This is a genomic window from Pseudoalteromonas sp. APC 3250 (genome assembly GCF_030407915.1).
Classification (GTDB): Bacteria; Pseudomonadota; Gammaproteobacteria; order Enterobacterales; family Alteromonadaceae; genus Pseudoalteromonas; species Pseudoalteromonas tetraodonis.
The window spans coordinates 1-16,995 of the sequence record NZ_JASDCM010000010.1; the positions used below are offsets into that span (position 1 = coordinate 1).

15 protein-coding genes are annotated in these 16,995 nt (G+C 40.2%); all 15 read left to right on the forward strand.

Features of this window, described 5'->3' with window-relative positions:
* Nucleotides 1-204 precede the first annotated feature (204 nt).
* The 15 genes from QL986_RS11505 (at nt 205) to QL986_RS11575 (ending at nt 16,992) form a co-directional block, all read left to right on the forward strand.
* A complete protein-coding gene (locus tag QL986_RS11505; protein WP_008109627.1) occupies nt 205-522 on the forward strand; it encodes a hypothetical protein in 318 nt (105 codons plus the stop codon).
* 12 nt (nt 523-534) lie between these two features.
* Nucleotides 535-882: a hypothetical protein gene (locus tag QL986_RS11510; RefSeq protein ID WP_016899198.1), complete on the forward strand. Its 348-nt coding sequence runs from the start codon at nt 535-537 to the stop codon at nt 880-882.
* A 157-nt stretch (nt 883-1,039) separates the two neighbouring features.
* Nucleotides 1,040-1,399: a hypothetical protein gene (locus QL986_RS11515; protein WP_004589251.1), complete on the forward strand. Its 360-nt coding sequence runs from the start codon at nt 1,040-1,042 to the stop codon at nt 1,397-1,399.
* Nucleotides 1,400-1,506: 107 nt separating this feature from the next.
* Nucleotides 1,507-2,004 carry a DUF411 domain-containing protein gene (locus QL986_RS11520; protein ID WP_036956660.1) on the forward strand — a complete coding sequence of 166 codons (498 nt, stop codon included), beginning with the start codon at nt 1,507-1,509 and terminating at the stop codon, nt 2,002-2,004.
* Entirely contained in the window at nt 2,004-3,431 is a 1,428-nt protein-coding gene (locus QL986_RS11525; RefSeq protein WP_290191561.1) for a TolC family protein, read from the forward strand. Before QL986_RS11520 ends, QL986_RS11525 begins: the two co-directional genes overlap by 1 nt.
* Complete coding sequence (locus QL986_RS11530; RefSeq protein ID WP_016899200.1) at nt 3,431-5,188, forward strand: efflux RND transporter periplasmic adaptor subunit; 1,758 nt, start codon at nt 3,431-3,433, stop codon at nt 5,186-5,188. The genes QL986_RS11525 and QL986_RS11530 overlap by 1 nt, the downstream gene beginning before the upstream one ends.
* A gap of 14 nt (nt 5,189-5,202) precedes the next feature.
* The gene (locus QL986_RS11535; RefSeq protein WP_016899201.1) at nt 5,203-8,367 is read left to right on the forward strand and encodes an efflux RND transporter permease subunit; all 3,165 of its coding nucleotides are present in this window, start codon (nt 5,203-5,205) and stop codon (nt 8,365-8,367) included.
* Between the two features lie 53 nt (nt 8,368-8,420).
* The gene (locus tag QL986_RS11540) at nt 8,421-8,768 is read left to right on the forward strand and encodes a copper resistance CopC family protein (RefSeq protein WP_008132134.1); all 348 of its coding nucleotides are present in this window, start codon (nt 8,421-8,423) and stop codon (nt 8,766-8,768) included.
* Between the two features lie 19 nt (nt 8,769-8,787).
* Complete coding sequence (locus QL986_RS11545) at nt 8,788-9,675, forward strand: CopD family protein (RefSeq protein WP_016899202.1); 888 nt, start codon at nt 8,788-8,790, stop codon at nt 9,673-9,675.
* Nucleotides 9,676-9,696: 21 nt separating this feature from the next.
* Entirely contained in the window at nt 9,697-10,161 is a 465-nt protein-coding gene (locus QL986_RS11550; RefSeq protein WP_016899203.1) for a nuclear transport factor 2 family protein, read from the forward strand.
* A gap of 27 nt (nt 10,162-10,188) precedes the next feature.
* A complete protein-coding gene (locus QL986_RS11555) occupies nt 10,189-12,012 on the forward strand; it encodes a copper resistance system multicopper oxidase (protein WP_013465888.1) in 1,824 nt (607 codons plus the stop codon).
* Nucleotides 12,009-12,869 carry a copper resistance protein B gene (locus QL986_RS11560; protein ID WP_016899204.1) on the forward strand — a complete coding sequence of 287 codons (861 nt, stop codon included), beginning with the start codon at nt 12,009-12,011 and terminating at the stop codon, nt 12,867-12,869. The genes QL986_RS11555 and QL986_RS11560 overlap by 4 nt, the downstream gene beginning before the upstream one ends.
* 642 nt (nt 12,870-13,511) lie before the next feature.
* Nucleotides 13,512-13,934 carry a hypothetical protein gene (locus QL986_RS11565; protein WP_290191562.1) on the forward strand — a complete coding sequence of 141 codons (423 nt, stop codon included), beginning with the start codon at nt 13,512-13,514 and terminating at the stop codon, nt 13,932-13,934.
* A gap of 299 nt (nt 13,935-14,233) precedes the next feature.
* Complete coding sequence (locus QL986_RS11570; protein ID WP_008467855.1) at nt 14,234-14,647, forward strand: MerR family transcriptional regulator; 414 nt, start codon at nt 14,234-14,236, stop codon at nt 14,645-14,647.
* A 101-nt stretch (nt 14,648-14,748) separates the two neighbouring features.
* Nucleotides 14,749-16,992 (forward strand): heavy metal translocating P-type ATPase, encoded by a 2,244-nt coding sequence (locus QL986_RS11575; RefSeq protein WP_016899207.1) that lies wholly within the window; start codon nt 14,749-14,751, stop codon nt 16,990-16,992.
* Nucleotides 16,993-16,995 lie beyond the last annotated feature (3 nt).

Genomic DNA, 16,995 nt, shown 5'->3' on the forward strand with positions numbered 1-16,995 from the left:
TATTATCTTCAATTGGGTATATTTCACCAGCTCAATATGAAACAGACTACTATGATAATTTAAACGAGTCAGGTAAAGTGGCCTGACTTAAACAAACTGGTCTCCGATGAACTCGGGGCGATTCAATTTGCTTAAAGTTGATGGGGTTAAATATCTAAGTTTTTTTCGTCCTTTTTCTGTAGAAGATATGAAAGGAGTTCAAGCATGAGACCTAGAGTAAAACTAACCAACGCAAAACTTATCTCAATTCAATCTGATACAGAGGAAAAAGTTGAACGGGTGCTTTACGGCACATTTGCTGACGAAAATGAAAATGGTAAAGAAGGAGATGCTTTATTCACGATAAAGGTTTTGGAAATCAATGGTCTAGAAAGTAAGTGCTTTGGTGTTGACTTTTATATCTTAGATGCTGAATCTAAAGAGTTTGATGTAAATGCATTTGAGTTTAATTTAATGCATGAGTGTATGTATTCTCCTAATGAGTTATTAGAGCTGCGAGATATGCTCCCGGCTAGTTATTAGTAAGGGAATACGTTGGATAGAATATATTTAAAGGATGCCTACATAGTATCTGTTTACGACTATAAAGAATTTGAAAAAATATTTCTTGGCGAGTTTTTATCAGGGGGGGTTATTGAAGATGAAACATTCAGGTTTCGGCCATTTCAGCAAATCGTGACTTCAAAGATTGTTAGCAAATCTGCTGATGAAGATAAGTTAGAAATATACACACATAGTGGGAGTTGTTATGTGATTGATGCTGACCATAAGTTAATTGATATTTCATTTGTTGAACTGGTTGTTATGAGAGCAGGAGCTTATTCGGCAGATCGAGTTTTAGAAATGAGAGAGCAACTTAAGTCTCAAAATAAAAGCCATTGAATAGCGAAGATAAGAAGTCTGATGAGATTATTATTTGTCACTTACCTCTTTGAAAAATTTGACGATAATCAAATATTCATAAATGTTTATACAGCATCAATTGACTTAGTCAAAAATTTGCATTAGTATTAGAAATGTATATTTGTAAGAGAATTTTATGTCTAAAGCATTTTCAAAAGTCTTAGTAATGACGCTTATGCTGGTTGCCTTTGTAGGGCAAGCATTTGCGTATTCTGCTATGCCTTGCGAAATGTCATCAGGTTCTCACGAATCACACATGAACATGAACATGAACATGGATCATGGTGATATGAATAAAAGCAGTAATGGTCAATCAGAAGATTGTTGTGACGTTGAATGTATTTGTCCTGCAAATGCTTGCTCATCTACGACAGTCCTAAATTCCAGTATTGATTCGACAGATATTCAAATATTCAGTGAATCTGTAGCTGCTCTGCAATCTAAACAACCTCATTCAATTTCCACTTCCCTTTATCGTCCACCAATTTTTGCCTAATACAGGATTAGTGCGTCCAAATTTCTCGCACATGTAATTAATTTTTCTGTTAGTCAATATAGCGTCGTAGCGCTATAGATATTTTCCAGCGATGTCTGGGGGCAAAAATGATCAATAAGTATTTAAAAATAGCAGTAGTAATGCTGCTTTCACCTGCGTTTGCAAACGCCAACGAACATAACCATGCAGACAATCACGACGTAACACCTTTGGAGTTAATCGTTTATAAAACCCCTACTTGTGGGTGTTGTAAAAAATGGATAACTCATATTGAAGACAAAGGGATCGTTGCGCATTCCAAAGATTTCCGAAACATCGGCAACATCAAAACTAAGTATGGTATCAAACCTAATTACCGTTCATGCCACACGGCAGTGAGTAGAAATGGATTTGCCTTTGAAGGTCATATACCTGCTAAATTTATTCAGCAGTTCTTATCAGAAGAACATCCCAATGCGATTGGGCTTTCAGTTCCAGCAATGCCAGTTGGCTCTCCCGGTATGGAAGTCGATGACCGCTTTATGCCATACAACGTGTTAATTCTATTTAAAGATGGAACGAGCAAAGTCTATGCAAAAGTTAAGACATACGAGGAGCAATTCTAATGAAATTGAACTCTTCAAACCTTACTTCACTTTCAACTGCATTAATACTCGGCTTATCTGTATTCTCAGCTCAAGCTGAGAAAGTAGTGTCGCTTGAACAAGCTATCACCTTAGCTCAGCAAAATGATCCTTGGCTTCATGGTAGCCGATTGAAACAAAGTGCAGTTGAAAATAGAAGTATTGCTTCAGGTACTTTGCCTGATCCGAAAGTATCGCTAGGGATAATGAATTTACCAACAGATACTTGGGATTTAGATCAGGAAGGAATGACTCAGCTAAAGGTTGGCGTCTCTCAAATGTTTCCGAGAGGCGACAGTCTAGAGATCAAGAAAGACCAGTTACAAATTGAGTCCACGAAATTTCCACTGTTACGAGAGGATCGTAAAGCTAAGTTGAAAAGCCAAGTGTCACAACTTTGGTTAGATGCTTACTTAGCCCAACAAACTATTAAATTGATTGAAGATGATTGGTCTCTCTTTGAGCAGATGGCAGAAGTGGCTAAAGCTAGCTATTCAAACGTTGTTGGTAAAACTAGACAGCAAGATGTTATTCGTGCTCAGTTGGAAATCGTGCAGTTAGATGACAGATTAACTTCGCAAAAGCAGAAACTAGAAACGACAATCGCTCGTCTCAATGAGTGGCTTCATATTTACGATGCGGATCGTTTGAATGAATCATTCAACTTTGACGCGCAACCATTAGAGTTTAGCGTCTCAAAAGAATTGCCTTCGATTCAATTGAATAATCCAACAGTCCTAACAGCATCTAATTACTCAAGAAATCTATTGGCTCAGGAGCTTTCGAATCACCCAGCCATACTTGCAATTGATATAAAACGCAAAGCTTCAGAAAAAGGAATTGAGTTAGCCAAACAGCAATATGAGCCGCAATGGGGTGTTAATGCTAGTTATGCCTATCGCGACAATATGCCCTCTGGTGATAGCCGAGCTGATTTATTTTCTGTTGGGGTAACGTTTGATTTACCCTTGTTTACCGAGAACAGACAAGATAAGCAAGTTGCAGCTTCTATTGCAGATTCAGAGACTATTAAAACCGAGAAACTATTACTGACAAAGCAAATGATCAGTGTTTTAGAAAAAGAACTAAGACAGCTTAAACGCTTATCAGATAGACAATCTATCTATCAAGAACAACTCCTTAAACAAACTCATGACCAAGCAGAAGCGTCATTGACAGCCTATACAAATGATGATGGCGATTTTGCCGAAGTTGTTCGAGCAAGAATCGCAGAATTAAATGCCAGAATATCAGCCTTAAGAATTGATGTTGACGCACTTAAAACAGTTGCTCGTATCAACTATTTCTTTGCGCATTCTCAATCTAACTCAAATGCTGAACATAAGTCGATGCAAACTTCACACAAAACTAATCAGCACTTATCCAGTCAGCAATTTGGAGAAAAATAATGTCAACGAATACAAAAACAATTATTGCCATCATCATTGGGGCAGCACTTGGTGCTGGAGCATTGAGTTTATATCAAGGTACTGGCTCAAACAGTAATAGTAATGAAGCAACATCAGGAGAAAAAAAGCCTCTGTATTGGGTTGCACCGATGGATTCTAATTACCGCCGGGACAAGCCCGGTAAGTCGCCTATGGGGATGGATTTAATACCTGTGTATGAGGAAGAATCATCTGGTGATGACTTTGGCCCCGGAGCAGTAAAAATTGCGCCTCATGTAGTGAATAACCTTGGGGTTCGCACTGCACCTGTTGAACTGAAAAATATGCATACTGAAATCTCAACGGTAGGTTATGTTCAATATGATGAAGATAAGCTAATTCATATCCACCCACGGGTTGATGGCTGGATTGATAAACTTTACATCAAAGCAGCAGGTAACCCTGTAGAGAAAGGGCAGCCTCTTTATACACTATATTCTCCTCAGTTAGTTAATGCTCAGGAAGAGCTGTTAATAGCGTTAAAGCGCAACAATAGTTCTTTAATTTCAGCAGCCAAAGATCGCCTAAAAGCGTTACAGCTTTCAGCAGACTTTGTTCAAAAGCTAGAAAAGACACGAAAGGTTCAGCAAACAATTACCTTTTATTCACCACAAGCAGGTGTTGTCGATGGTTTGAAGGTTAGAGAAGGTTTTTATGTAAAGCCGGGAAACACCTTATTAAGCATTGGCCAGCTAGATCAAGTTTGGGTTGAAGCAGAAGTGTTTGAACGTGACGCAGCCTTAATTAAAAAAGGACTTCCTGTATCAATGACACTGGATTATTTACCCGGTGAGGACTGGGCTGGTGTCGTTGATTATGTTTATCCAACATTGAACAGTAAAACACGCACACTCCGAGTGAGATTGAAATTTGATAACACAGACTATCAATTAAAACCAAATATGTTTGCACAAGTCTCTATTCACGCTAATCAAGCTGATAGCACCATCCTCGTGCCTAAAGAAGCCGTTATTAGAACAGGTAAACAGGACAGAGTAGTACTTGCGTTAGGTGATGGGCAATTTAAATCTATTGAAGTGACTATTGGCCGGGTTGATATCGACAGCATCGAAATATTAGACGGCTTAAATGAAGATGACGTTGTGGTGACATCTGCCCAATTCTTGATTGATTCTGAATCAAGTAAAAGCTCTGACTTTAAACGAATGACTCATGATGAAGTGCCTAACTCTGTTTGGATGCAAGGGGATGTTAATAGTGTTATGGCAGGGCACCGCATGGTTAATATTTCACATGGCCCTGCTGAAGCTTGGGATTGGCCTGAAATGGTTATGGATTTTACTGTGGCTGAAAAAGTCGATATTGACTCATTAAAGTCAGGTCAATCTTTGCACTTTGAAGTGAGCAAAACCGAAGACGGTGGATATGAAATTACTGGAATTCATATCATGAGTGAGCCTGGTGATATGAGTGAAGAAGTATCTTTTGCAACAGTATCAGGTCTAATTAATTCTATTAATGTTGATACGCGTGTTCTAAATATTAGCAGAGGCCCAATAGAGAAATGGGATAGACCTGCTGCGACGATGGATTTTATCGTCGCGGACAATATAGAAATGGTTGATTTCAATGTCGGTGATAATGTCACTTTCACTTTTGAGGTTAGAGATGACTTAGTTATCACTGACATTTCTCTTGAATCAGATGAACAACACGGCAAGGAAAATAAAGCTGCTGTTGATCATTCTAATCATTAAGTGGGAGAAAAATAATGATTGAATCAATTATTAGATGGTCTATCGGCAATCGTTTCTTTGTTTTGTTGATTACCTTAATTATCGCGTTTGGTGGTTTGTATTCATTACAAAAAACACCAGTAGATGCACTCCCCGATCTTTCTGATGTGCAGGTGATAATTAAGACGAGCTATCCGGGACAGGCACCACAAGTAGTGCAAGATCAAGTGACGTTTCCCCTTACTACAGCGATGTTATCAGTGCCGGGGGCGCAAACTGTTCGTGGTTACTCATTTTTTGGTGATTCCTACGTCTATATCATTTTTGATGATGATACTGATTTGTATTGGGCTAGAAGCAGAGTACTTGAATACTTAAGCCAAGTAGCATCAAGCCTGCCTGATTCGGCAAAACCACAATTAGGACCTGATGCGACAGGAGTGGGTTGGGTATACATCTACGCTTTAACAGATAAGTCAGGAAACCATGATCTAAGCCAATTAAGAAGTATTCAAGACTGGTTTTTAAAGTATGAACTACAAACTGTTCCGGGCGTGTCTGAGGTTTCCGCCGTTGGCGGTATGGTTAAGCAGTATCAAGTGCAAGTAGATCCTGACAAATTGAGAGCTTACGATATTCCTCTAAGTTTAATACAAATAGCCTTACAAAAAGGGAACAAAGAAACTGGCGCATCCGTTGTGGAAATGGCTGAAGCTGAATATATGGTTACCGCAACGGGGTATATTCAATCAGTTAGTGATATAGAGAAAATTCCACTTGGTATTAACGAACAAGGCACGCCGTTGCGTATTGGAGATGTTGCCAACGTTAACCTTGGTCCTCAAATGCGCCGTGGTATCGCAGAACTTAATGGCGAAGGCGAAGTTGTTGGTGGTGTTGTCGTTATGCGCTTTGGTGAAAATGCTCAACAAACCATAAATGGGGTAAAAGAAAAGCTTGAGTCGCTCAAATCTTCTTTACCAGAGGGGGTGGAGGTTGTCCCTGTCTATGACAGATCGAAGTTAATAGATCGTGCTGTTGATAACCTTTGGAGCAAGTTGCTAGAGGAGCTTGCAGTCGTGGCTATTGTCTGTGTGGCTTTCCTATTTCATCTTCGCTCATCTATTGTGGCAGTTATTACTCTGCCATTAGGTATCTTGGTGTCGTTCATTATCATGTATATGCAAGGCATCAATGCCAACATTATGTCTTTAGGCGGTATCGCTATTGCGATTGGTGCGATGACTGATGGTGCAATAGTGATGATTGAAAATATGCACAAGCATATGGAGAAAACACCACTAACAGATGAAAATCGCTGGCAAATTGTTGCTAAGGCTGCGAGTGAAGTAGGCCCTGCACTATTTTTTAGCTTACTGATCATTACAGTCTCATTCTTACCTGTATTTATCTTGGAAGCGCAAGAAGGAAGAATGTTCTCTCCGCTCGCCTATACAAAAACCTATGCAATGGCGGCATCAGCAGGTTTGGCGATCACATTGGTGCCTGTTTTGATGGGCTACTTTATTCGAGGCAAAGTTGTTTCTGAAAAGAAAAACCCGTTAAACCGATTATTGATTGCTATCTACATGCCTGTTTTAAAGCAAGTCATGAAGTTTCCAAAATCGACAATAGTAGCAGCAATATTAGTGACTATCGTTGGCTTTTGGCCTGTCGATAAAATTGGTAGTGAATTCATTCCGCCATTGGATGAAGGCGATCTCATGTATATGCCTACTACCTATCCCGGTATTTCAATTGGTAAAGCAAGGGAGTTATTGCAGCAAACAGACAAGCTTATTCGCACTGTGCCAGAAGTTGAAACTGTATTTGGTAAAGTAGGAAGAGCTGAAACTGCAACCGATCCTGCACCTTTAACCATGATTGAAACCTTTATTCAATTGAAGCCACAAGAGCAGTGGCGAGAGGGTGTGACTACTGAATCGTTAAAAGCTGAGTTTGATAAATTGGTTAAGTTTCCGGGCTTAACGAATGCTTGGGTTATGCCAATCAAGACCCGAATCGACATGTTAGCAACAGGCATAAAAACGCCTGTGGGTATTAAAGTCGCCGGACCAGAGCTTGATGTGATTCAGGAAATCGGCCAACAAATAGAGCAAATTTTACCCGAAGTTACAGGCACAGCATCAGTTTACTCAGAGCGAGTTGCAGGTGGACGATATATCAAGGTTGATATTTCACGCGATAAGGCAAGTCGCTTTGGGTTAAACATCGAAGATGTTCAACAAGTGGTTTCTACAGCTATTGGTGGTATGAACGTTACCCAAACGGTAGAAGGTCAAGAGCGTTACCCTGTTAACTTACGCTATCCGCAAGACTATCGAGACTCTCCTGAGCAGCTATCACGATTACCTGTTGTAACACCAAGTGGTCAACGCATTGCACTAGGTGATGTCGCAGATATTCGAGTTGAGAACGGTCCGCCGGGGATTAAGAGTGAAAATGCTCGTTTAAATGGCTGGACGTTTATCGATATAGACGGTGTTGACGTAGGTACTTATGTTGAAAGTGCAAAAATACACTTGGCTAATAATCTAAAACTACCAGCAGGTTATTCAATTACTTGGGCTGGGCAATACGAATATATGGAAAGAGCGAAAGAAAAGCTCACCTATGTATTGCCTTTAACACTCGCCATTATTGTTATTCTACTTTACTTAAACTTCAGAGCGTTTAGTGAGGTGGCTATCATTATCGTTACCTTGCCGATGGCGATGATTGGTGGCTTATGGTTGATGTATCTGGAAGGGTTTAACTTCTCTGTGGCTGTTGGCGTGGGCTTTATTGCTCTAGCTGGGGTAGCGGTTGAGATTGGTGTGATAATGTTGGTCTATCTCAATCAGGCACTTGCTGAGCTTAAGGAAAAAGCTGAAGAGCGAGCTGAACCTATCTCTGATGATGCATATCAAGATGCATTATTGCACGGTGCAGGCTTACGAGTTCGTCCAGTAATGATGACAGTTGCAACAATCATTATCGGCTTGATGCCCATTTTATATGGTACAGGAACAGGTTCGGAGATTATGAGTCGTATTGCTGCACCTATGGTAGGCGGAATGACAAGTGCTGTGCTACTCACTCTTATTGTGCTCCCAGTAATTTACTCAATCGTTAAAAAGCCAGAATTAAACGCCTTTAACAAGGAGCTTTCTAAGGCGGAGCTAAAAAGTAATGCTTAGCGAAGTTAAGAAACCATAAATAGCAATTTCAATAAACTAAAATAGAGGTAAATATGAAAAAACTAATTAAATTTTTAACCGTAATCAGTGTCGTTTTTAGTAGTGCGGTATTTGCGCATGTGCATCTTGAAAAAAGTGTGCCTGCTGATAATGCAATGCTAATGAATCCTCCAGAAGAGTTAACTTTGGTGTTCACCAAAGAGGTACGTGTTGTAAAAGTTTCATTGGCCAATAAACAAGGCGAAGAATTTAAATTTGGATTCGAGCCTTCTAAAGTCGCTACTAGCAAATTTACATGGAAACTACCTAAATTAGCTCCTGCAAACTATACTGTGGATGTAACCTTCTTAGGTAACGATGGTCATAAAATGAAACATAGCTTCGGCTTTATGGTTCACTAAAATAGGCGGTGTGATTGATATGGAAATGTATATCTGGAATACAGTCATTGTACTGTCAAAAATTGTATTTTACGTCGGCTTTGCCTGTATTGCAGGTTATACATTTTTCAGGCAAATATTTGAGAATAATGAATCTCATACTAATACTGTAATAGCGAATTTAACGTGGACAAGAACTTATATAGTTATGGCTTTGATCGCTAATATTACTTGGTTCTTTGCCAGTACTGGTGCAATGGCAGAAGAGGGAATTCAGGGGGCGATAGACGCTGATATATTGGCTATTATGTGGGACTCCTCTGTCGGCACTGGAGCTTTGCTTCGAGCGCTTGGGCTAGTTACCGCAATAATCGCTTTAGCTTTAAGGTTCAAACTCGCTGTGAACTCGTACTTAAAACAAAGCGCTTTAATGTTGAGTTTATTAATCCTTGCATACTCATTCACGTTACTGGGTCATATTTCTGAGTTAGGCACAATTGAAAAAGGCTTGCTTATTTTGCATGTGCTCGTTATGGCATGGTGGTTTGGGGCGTTATTGCCACTAAAACAGGCTTGCCATCAGCTAAGTTATGCAGAACTTCATTTGCTGATGGAAAGCTTTGGCAAACAAGCAAGTTTTACATTGAGCCTATTGTTGGTAGCAGGCCTCTGGCTCGTGATTCAATTGGTCGGAAGTCTTGATGCACTAATAAGCTCAAGTTACGGACAAACACTGTTGTTTAAATTGGCCCTTGTAGTGTCTATTTTGGCACTTGCTGCTAAACATAAACTAATACTCGTTCCACAACTTAAAAATAGTCAAGGCAGAGAGGCTTTATCTAAATCTATCTCGATAGAAATGGTAGTAGCTTTTGCCATTTTATCTGTAACTGCTGGGCTTACTAGTGTTGTTGGTCCTGCAAATTAAAACCTAAAAGAGAAAAAGAAAATGAAAACAATAAATATCCTACTCGTTTTATTAATGACGTTTAGTTTCGCAGCAAACGCTCATGGTGATAAGAATAAAGACAAAGGATTGTTTAAAGGTGTAGATACACCAGCCGCAAAAGTTGTTTTGGCATTTCATCAAGCACTTGAAACTGGCAATCAAAAACAGGCTAGAGCGCAGTTAGCGGATGATGTCACCATTTTCGAGGGAGGCCGCGTTGAAAGGAGCGCTGATGAATATGCTCATCATCATATGTTGTCGGATATGAAGTATTTAGCAGCGATGAAGAGCGACACACTTGAACATCAAGTGACGATACTTGGAAATACAGCTATCTCTGCCTCGCGTAGTCAAACTAAAGGTACTTACAATGGTGAAGAACGTGATTATCAAGGGATGGAAACAATGGTTCTCGAAAAGCAAAACGGTGAATGGAAAATTACGCACATTCATTGGTCACACTAATTTATTGGTCAAACCTCGGAGAGTAAAATGAGAATTAAAGATCCATTACATCAAATTTCTACACCGCGTAGACGCTTTGTACAAGGTTTAGCTGCTGGCGGTATATTAGCTGCTTTTCCAAGCATTCTTCATGCTGCTTCATCTTTAGTGGCTGGAACAATAACAGGTACTGTGCCCGAACTAAGTGGAGAAATAATAGATCTGGTGATAGATGAGTCACCCGTAAACTTCACAGGTGTTGTAAGAATGGCTACAACAATCAATGGCTCAATACCAGCTCCTACCTTGCGCCTCAGAGAAGGTGATGACGTTACTATCAGGGTAACTAATAAATTATCAGTGCCGAGTTCAATTCATTGGCATGGGATCATTCTTCCGTATCAAATGGATGGCGTACCGGGTATTAGCTTTAAAGGTATAATGCCGGGTGAAACCTTTGTTTATAAATTTAAGCTGCAACAAAGCGGCACATATTGGTATCACTCACACAGTGGCTTTCAAGAAATGACAGGTATGTACGGCGCATTAATTATTGAGCCAAGAGAAAAGGATATTATTAGTGCTGACAATGAGCATGTTATCCAATTGTCTGATTGGACTGATGATGACCCAATGGATTTGTTCCGCAAGTTAAAAGTACAAAGCGATGTATTTAACTTTAATCAACCTACTGTTCCAGAGTTTTTTGATGACATTTCAAATAGCAGCGTTTCAAATGCGCTACAACGCCGGGAAATGTGGAATAAAATGAGAATGAACCCTACAGATCTTGCAGACTTATCAGCATCTGCAATGACTTTTTTAATGAATGGTTGTGCGCCTTTGACAAACTGGCGTGGAATGTTTAAAGCTGGCGAAAAGGTTAGGCTTAGATTTATTAACGGTTCTAGCAATACGTTTTTTGATGTAAGAATACCTGAGCTGAAGTTAACAGTTGTACAAGCTGATGGACAAAATGTTGAACCTGTGACAGTAGATGAATTTAGATTTGGTCCCGGTGAAACTTATGATGTACTTGTCGAGCCAAAAAATGATGCATATACGATTTTTGCACAAAGCATGGATCGCTCAGGTTATGCTAAAGGTACTTTATCAATGGCACCTAATATTGATGCACCAGTACCTGCTCTAGATCCCGTTGAATGGTTAACGATGACAGATATGATGGGGAATATGGCCCAAGGTGGTGAGCATTCCGCGATGGCAGGTATGGCAGACATGTCGGGCATGAATTCTAATAAAATGGATCATAGTGCAATGGGTCATGGAGCGATGGCAATGGATCATAGTAAACATGGAATGACTAAAAACCCATTAGCTGTTGCTAGCACTAAAGTGCGTCATGCAAAAACAGAGTATGGAGCTTCTGTTGATATGCGTGTTGATATGCCTAGAACAAACCTTGATGATCCCGGTATAGGTTTACGTAAAAATGGACGCCGTGTTTTAACACTTGCAGATTTACATTCTCTTGAGGGAATTACAAACCAGCAAGAGCCAGAGGCTGAAATTGAATTACATTTAACTGGAAACATGGAGCGTTATAGCTGGTCATTTGATGGCTTGGAATTTGGAAAAAGCACGCCAGTTCACATGAAGCATAATCAACGTTTAAGAGTTATTTTACAAAACGATACAATGATGACACATCCCATGCACCTGCATGGTATGTGGAGCGATTTGGAGAATGAAAAAGGTGATGTACAGGTTCGTCGCCATACTATCCCTGTACAACCAGCGCAAAGAATTAGTTTTTTAACAACACCTCATGACGTAGGTCGCTGGGCATGGCATTGCCATTTATTATTCCACATGGATGCAGGTATGTTTAGAGAGGTAGTTGTATCATGAAAAAATTAATACTAACCAATACGTTAAGACTATTATTAATAGGTTTGCCCCTTATAAGTGTATCTGTATCTGCAAAAGATGAGATGACTGAGATGGGTGATTCTAAAATGCAAGCACAAGGTGGAGATGCACCTAAAGATGCTAGAGACCCCCATGCTTATGCAGCAGGTACAACTTTGACTGAAGGTCCTTATGCACTCAGTAGCGACAAACGACTGACTTTGGCAGATGAGCATTCATTTTACGCGCTACTAGGGGATCGTCTTGAATATAATGAGCAAACAAACGCAGGTGTTTTTGACTTTCAGGCATGGTATGGCACTACTTTTGACAGGTTAGTCATAAAAACCGAGGGTGATTTTAGCAAAGGAAATCTAGAGGAGAACCAAACAGATATTTTATGGGGCCATGCTGTTTCAACATATTGGGATACACAAGCAGGGATTCGGTTTGATTACAATAAAGACGGTGAAAACCGACAGTGGCTAGCTTTTGGCCTTAGGGGGCTTGCTCCATATTGGTTTGATCTCGACATGACTGGCTACTTGGGCGAAAAAGGCAATACAGCACTATCGCTTAGAGCGGAATATGAGCTATTACTCACACAAAAGTTAATTGTTCAACCACGTGCAGAGTTAACGCTTTACGGTAAGGACGACGTCCAAAATAACCTTGGTAGTGGTTTATCGAGCAGTACTATTGGTTTTCGGGTTCGTTATGAGTTTACCCGCCAGTTTGCTCCCTATGTTGGCGTTGAGTGGACAAATAAATTTGGTAATACAGCCGACTTTGCGAAGTTAAATGGGCAAAGTACTCGTGATACTGCTTTTGTTGCAGGTATCAAGTTCTGGCTCTGATGTGAAGAAATACTATATTGACTTGATGAGAGCTACCGCAACTATATTGATGGTAGCTTTCGTTTTTTGGGATTTAAACCATTTTAGTTATGTTAGGAAAGGCCTAGCTAATAGTTTTTTTGGAAAGAACTAAGAGCAGTAATAGTAAGCTACTTCTTATTTTCAGTCGGTGCCAGTCTGGTGTATACCGGAATATCAGCTAAGAAGTAAAGTTGGCGAATGGTTAAGGTTAAAGAGTCAAGGCAAAAAACATCGCCATTGAAAGACGTACAATAGGCCATTTTATCACTTTTGATGAACGGGAATTGGGTGTGCCCGGGATAGAACCGATTGTTGCAAAGTACTGCGCTTAAAGCTGAACAATTGGAAAAATGATCCCTTACTCAATACCTAGTTATGAGCGTAGGGTTTTTATTTCTTTTAATGGTGCTCATGCTTGGCTTCAATCTCATGAGTATAAATTAGACACCCCTTTATACTTGTGAAGTTTAAGCTGTTTAAAAAAGTAAAAAGTAAAAAGTAAAAAGTAAAAAGTAAAAAGTAAAAAGTAAAAAGTTTAGGTTTTAGTTCAAAGGTTGATCAAGATCATAAAATTATTTTTATAAAGTGGCTAATATTGTAGGTGCTAAAGAAGGAATGATAATGTTTGGACTTTTCAGGTGGTTTAAAATAGTGATAATTACTCTGTTGCTTACGCAGCATAGTTTTGCTATTGCTAAACCAATGAATTGTGAAGAGCATCATAATGGCTCATCCGACACGCATATTATACAACCAAGCAAAAATATGCATCATCAATCAATGATTGACAATAGTCACTATCACACTGAAAATTCGCAAGACTCTAAACACCTTCATGGTGATGAAGACTGTGAAAAATGTAAAGCTGGTGATTGTGTTTGTTGTGAAGGCGGTTTTTGTACAAGCTTTCATTTAAATGCCTATCTTGTGGAAGCGCAAGACGAAGGTATTTGCAATATTCATTCTGAGCTAATTCTACAGCGTATACCCCTACCAAAATCTGGTATCCATCTCTTACTTTATCGTCCACCAATTATTGGCTAATCACGGGATCAGTGCGCCTTTTTTTCGCCAGTCCCATCAAAAATAAAACGATTTACTGATTGGTTTAAATTACCAACCGTTTTGAACAATTAGCACAATATTTTTTGGAGGCATGATGAACATGCTCAAACTATTGCTATTTACAGTACTTAATGCTGTCGATTTTGACCGAGATTTCTCTTTTACCAAAAAATTAGTTTTTAGCTTATTCACTAGAATTAGTACTTGACCTGTGTCTTAGACACAGGTCTAAGCTGAAGATGAGAGTACAAACTTAGCTAAAAAACTGAGGAGTGAATATGAAAGTTGCGGAGCTGGCAAAAAGCCTTGGAACGACTGCTGATACGGTGCGCTATTACACCAGATTAGGATTGTTAAAACCTGCTAAGTCAGTGAACGGCTACAAGTCATACTCGAATAAAGAAGTATCGAGACTTAAATTCATTTTAAGTGCTAGAAACCTTGGTTTTTCCGTTGCAGATATCAAGGAAATTATTAATGAATCTGAAGATGGTAAAAGTGCGTGCCCATTAGTCAGAAGCCTGATCAAAGAGCGGCTTGAAGAAACAGAAAAGCAGTTTCAAGCAATGTTGGCACTTCGAGGAAAAATGTCTTCTGCGCTTTCTCGATGGGAAGAAATGGAAGACAAAGCACCGACTGCAAACATGGTTTGTCATCTCATCGAAAACTTTGAGCAAATTAAAAAAGCATAGGAGGAAAAAGGGTGGCTACTAACACAAATATAAAAACTGAATCAGGCTGTTGCTGTCAGGCAAAAGCTCAATCCTCTTCGTGTAAAAGTAAGGAGAATACGTTGGAGAAAGTATCACATAACCAACAGCTTATCATTGAAGGTGCTGGGTGTGCTAGCTGTGTAGGCAAAATTGAAGGGGCGTTGAAGGCAACTCTTGGAGTCGTCAGTGCGGAAATGAATTTTGCTGATAGGACAGTAACAGTTTATGGGACAGCTAAAACAAAAGAGTTGATCAAAGCTGTTGAGTCAGCGGGGTATAACGCGAAGCCAATTGATGATAGCTCAGCAACAGATGCGCTTGATGAGAAAGAGGCGGCGGATTTTGCATATTACAAAAAGCTAATGCGCGATACGTTTATTGCCCTTTCACTCGGCGTTCCTTTGATGATCTACAGCATTGTGGTTGGAGAAATGACGGTTGAAACAAACCTTGAGCGCATGTCTTGGCTGGTTGTAGGCATTTTAACTTTTGGTGTTATGTATTTTTCAGGTAAGCATTTTTATGTTGGCGCTTGGAAAAGCTTTAAAAACCACTCCGCTAATATGGACACTCTAATAGCTTTAGGAACAAGTACAGCTTGGTTGTATTCGATGGTTGTCGTGTTTGCACCTGACGCTGTTCCATTGATGGCACGGCATGTTTATTTTGAAGCTACCGCCATGATCATTGGCTTAATTGATTTAGGTTTAGCATTAGAAATCAAAGCCAGAGGTAAAACCTCTGAGGCCATTAAACGTCTTATCGGCTTGCAAGCCAAAACAGCAACCGTGGTTCGTGACAACAAAGAAGTTCAGATAGGTATTGAGCAGGTTTTATTTAACGATATTGTGAAGGTAAAACCGGGTGAAAAAATTCCCGTCGATGGCGTGGTATTGGAAGGACACACCTCTATTGATGAGTCCATGCTGACAGGCGAACCTATGCCTGCTGAAAAAGCTGAAGAAGATGAGGTTGTCGCAGGTACTTTGAACAAATCAGGCATGATTTTATTTAGAGCCACACGCGTTGGTAAAGACACGGCGCTTGCACAGATCATCAATATGGTGAAACGAGCACAAAATTCGAAACCGCCGATTGGCCGTTTGGCCGATGTTATTTCAGCTTTTTTCGTACCTGTCGTGATGATCACCTCTGTGTTAAGTGCGCTAGCATGGCTTAACTTTGGACCTGAGCCAGCCATTGCTTTTGCCATCGTTTCAGCAACTACTGTGCTTATTATTGCCTGCCCGTGTGCTTTAGGCTTGGCAACACCCATGTCTGTCATGGTGGGAGTAGGAAAAGCAGCAGAAGCCGGAGTGCTTATTCGCAACGGTGAGGCACTGCAAACCGCCTCTAAAATCACTGCCATGATTTTAGATAAAACGGGCACTATTACTGAAGGGGCACCTAAGGTAACCGATATTATTTTAGCAAAAGCTACTGACGAAAAAGACGTACTACAGCTTGCAGCAAGTTTAGAAAGCGGCTCAGAGCATCCTTTAGCGCAAGCGATTGTTGAAAGTGCGTTAGATCAGGATATTGAGTTACTAAAAATTGAAGCCTTTAACGCCATTACGGGTTTTGGTGTAGAAGCAAGCTGCAACAACAAAGCCCTGCTTTTCGGAAACGATAAACTAATGAAGTTAAAAGGCATAGACCTCACAGGCTTTGTTGAACAAGCGCAGTCTTTAGCCAAAGAAGCCAAAACACCTATGTACTTTGCTGTAGATGGTGAACTTGCAGCAATCATTGCTGTTGCAGATCCTATCAAGTCAGACTCAATCTCTGCTATCAAACGGCTTCAGGCTAATGGTATACGCGTCATCATGTTAACGGGTGATAACAAGGAAACCGCTGCCGCCGTAGCTAAAAAAGTGGGTATTAGTGAGTTTCTTGCTGAAGTGCTGCCAGAAGATAAAGCCAACAAGGTGAAAGAGCTACAAGAAGGCGGCGAAATTGTTGGTATGACAGGAGATGGCATCAACGATGCTCCTGCGCTAGCGTTAGCCGATGTTGGCTTCGCCATAGGCACAGGGACTGATGTAGCTATCGAAAGTGCTGACATTACCCTAATGCGTGGTTCACTTCATGGCCTTGCTGATGCCATAGCGGTAAGCAAAGCTACTTTACGAAATATCAAACAAAACTTGTTTGGCGCGTTTGTCTATAACGTAGCCGGGATTCCTTTTGCTGCGGGGGTTCTATATCCCTTCTTTGGCATTCTGCTTAGCCCTGTAATTGCAGGTGCTGCAATGGCGTTTTCGTCATTGACTGTAGTGTCAAATGCAAATCGACTTCGCTTTTTTAAAGCAAAAGAGCATTAAGGA

Bases quoted from the DNA above. Each gene is read 5' to 3' on its own strand.
- QL986_RS11505 (WP_008109627.1), top strand. From the start codon at position 205: ATGAGACCTAGAGTAAAACTAACCAACGCAAAACTTATCTCAATTCAA.
- QL986_RS11515 (WP_004589251.1), top strand. From the start codon at position 1,040: ATGTCTAAAGCATTTTCAAAAGTCTTAGTAATGACGCTTATGCTGGTT.
- QL986_RS11520 (WP_036956660.1), top strand. From the start codon at position 1,507: ATGATCAATAAGTATTTAAAAATAGCAGTAGTAATGCTGCTTTCACCT.
- QL986_RS11525 (WP_290191561.1), top strand. From the start codon at position 2,004: ATGAAATTGAACTCTTCAAACCTTACTTCACTTTCAACTGCATTAATA.
- QL986_RS11530 (WP_016899200.1), top strand. From the start codon at position 3,431: ATGTCAACGAATACAAAAACAATTATTGCCATCATCATTGGGGCAGCA.
- QL986_RS11535 (WP_016899201.1), top strand. From the start codon at position 5,203: ATGATTGAATCAATTATTAGATGGTCTATCGGCAATCGTTTCTTTGTT.
- QL986_RS11540 (WP_008132134.1), top strand. From the start codon at position 8,421: ATGAAAAAACTAATTAAATTTTTAACCGTAATCAGTGTCGTTTTTAGT.
- QL986_RS11545 (WP_016899202.1), top strand. From the start codon at position 8,788: ATGGAAATGTATATCTGGAATACAGTCATTGTACTGTCAAAAATTGTA.
- QL986_RS11550 (WP_016899203.1), top strand. From the start codon at position 9,697: ATGAAAACAATAAATATCCTACTCGTTTTATTAATGACGTTTAGTTTC.
- QL986_RS11555 (WP_013465888.1), top strand. From the start codon at position 10,189: ATGAGAATTAAAGATCCATTACATCAAATTTCTACACCGCGTAGACGC.
- QL986_RS11560 (WP_016899204.1), top strand. From the start codon at position 12,009: ATGAAAAAATTAATACTAACCAATACGTTAAGACTATTATTAATAGGT.
- QL986_RS11565 (WP_290191562.1), top strand. From the start codon at position 13,512: ATGTTTGGACTTTTCAGGTGGTTTAAAATAGTGATAATTACTCTGTTG.
- QL986_RS11570 (WP_008467855.1), top strand. From the start codon at position 14,234: ATGAAAGTTGCGGAGCTGGCAAAAAGCCTTGGAACGACTGCTGATACG.